General features: G+C 71.5%; 2 protein-coding genes. Both read left to right on the top strand.

Features of this window, described 5'->3' with window-relative positions; all coding sequences use genetic code 11:
* Positions 1-576, top strand: a 576-nt coding sequence (locus ACFWI9_RS34595) for a DUF11 domain-containing protein (RefSeq protein ID WP_387169339.1), incomplete at its 5' end; no start/stop codon positions are given.
* 331 nt (positions 577-907) lie between these two features.
* Positions 908-1,042 (top strand): DLW-39 family protein, encoded by a 135-nt coding sequence (locus ACFWI9_RS34590; protein ID WP_003958712.1) that lies wholly within the window; start codon positions 908-910, stop codon positions 1,040-1,042.
* Positions 1,043-1,163: the final 121 nt, after the last annotated feature.

Raw genomic sequence — 1,163 nt, 5'->3', positions numbered from 1 at the left:
GGCAACGGCCCCGTCGGGGTGGCGATCGCGGTGGTGCCGGTTCCGACAGCGCCGGCGTTCACGCTGCTGAAGACCGTCGGCGGGACGTTCACCCCTGGCGGCCAGGGCACGTACACGCTGACCGTGACCAACAGCGGTGACGGGGCTACCGACGGCACCACGGTCAGCCTCACCGACACCCTCCCCGCCGGCCTTACCGCGGTGAGTCTGTCGGGTACCGGCTGGACCTGCGTCCTGGCCACCCTCACCTGCACCCGGACCGACGCCCTCGACCCCGGTGAGAGCTACCCGCCGATCACCCTCACGGTCAACGTCGCCCCCACCGCGCCGGCCCAGGTCACGAACACCGCCACAGTCTCCGGAGGCGGTACCACGGATACGAGCTTCGCCACGGCGACCACCGCGGTCAGGCAGGCCGAGCCCAAGCCGACTCCCAAGCCGACCCCCAAGCCTCCGCATGGTCGCCCCGGCCACGATCGCCCGGACTACGACCACGGCCGCCCGGACCACGGCCGCCCGGACCATGGCCGCGACCGTCCCGACCACGGCCAACGCCCTGGCCCCCGCCAGCAGTAGAACGCAAGCCGCGCGACGAACGCCCCGGCCACCTGCCGGGGCGTGAACGAGTCCCCCTGCCGTGCCGGTATGTCAGCTTTGCTGCTGACTGCAGATGCCTTCAGGCCAGACGTTTCCCTGACCAGCGGCGACGCCGGTCGTGACTCAGGCCCTGCTAAGGATGAGGCCAGACGTTCGAATCCAGGGCGGGGCGGGTGCCCGCCGGAGCAGCGGGAGTTGGCCGCTCGGTGGGCGGATACCGAGGCGGGCTCAGGTCACCGAACGATATCGATCGGTGTGTATAGTCGGGCGCCAGAGGTCCTCATACGTCAAGGAAAGACGAGGTCGCGCGGTGAAGAAGCTTCTCCTGGTCGCACTGGCCGCCATCGGCGGGCTCCTCGTGTACCGCCAGATCCAGGCGGATCGCGCCGAGCAGGACCTGTGGACGGAGGCGACCGACTCCGTGCCCGCAGGTTCGGGTGTGTGACCCTCAGACAAGAACAGAGTGACGGGGGCGCGGGCGGCGGGGGCGCAGCGCGGGGGGGGGGCAGCGGCGGGGGGGGGGGGGGGCCGCGCGGCGGGAGGTGTGTGGTTGAGAGTCGGCGGAG

Origin of the sequence: Streptomyces sp. NPDC127084 (assembly GCF_042724175.1) — a bacterium.
Classification (GTDB): Bacteria; Actinomycetota; Actinomycetes; order Streptomycetales; family Streptomycetaceae; genus Streptomyces.
Note: the sequence above shows the minus strand (reverse complement) of the source record. Positions and strands in the feature narration are given on the sequence as shown.